The sequence below is a fragment of the Aeromonas sp. 1HA1 genome, assembly GCF_029237385.1.
GTDB classification, from domain to species: domain Bacteria; phylum Pseudomonadota; class Gammaproteobacteria; order Enterobacterales; family Aeromonadaceae; genus Aeromonas; species Aeromonas popoffii.
Window position 1 is genome coordinate 1 of the sequence record NZ_JAACGC010000220.1, and the last position, 612, is coordinate 612.

Below are 612 nucleotides of genomic sequence, written 5' to 3' on the forward strand. Positions count from 1 at the left end.
CAGCAAGATATGAGCGTCACGCCGCGCGATAGCGGCGTCTTTGGCGCGGAGGGCTTCTTCTTTGGACTGGATGACGTCTTCTTGCAACGCCAGCTTTTGCTGAAAACCAGCAATCACCACCAACAACTCAGCGGCACCAAGGCTGCTGAGTTCGGGTAATGGGGTGAGGTTTTCAGGCGTTGTTTTCATGGTGAAATTATAACAAAAACAACGCTATAACACACTGAATACACGGCGCTCAGAGCGATTCATAATGAAGTTTTTTGTGGCCTTGCATCAGGGAAATATCATAACCATCGAGCAGCCAGTTGATCTGCTCGGCCGAGAGCGAGAGCAGTTCATCGGAAGGCGATGGCCATTTGAATTTCTCCTCGGCGAGCGCCTTGTAATAGAGGACAAAGCCGTTGTCCTCCCACATCAGACACTTGATCTTGTTGCGCTGACGGTTGGTGAAGGCATAGAGGGCACCACAGAAGGGAGAGTGTCCGAGTTGCAGCTCGACCAGTGCGGCAAGGCCATTGACCTGTTTGCGAAAATCGATGGGTGCCCGGTAGAGGTAGATCTGCGGCATGGTCAGGGCGGGACGAAGATAACGCGGGCGCATCACAGCAG

At 53.1% G+C, this 612-nt stretch carries 1 protein-coding gene; it reads right to left on the reverse strand.

Features of this window, described 5'->3' with window-relative positions:
- Nucleotides 1-238: 238 nt before the first annotated feature.
- A partial coding sequence (tnpB, locus tag GWQ22_RS21765) for an IS66 family insertion sequence element accessory protein TnpB (protein WP_275931660.1) occupies nt 239-612 on the reverse strand: 374 nt, incomplete at its 5' end.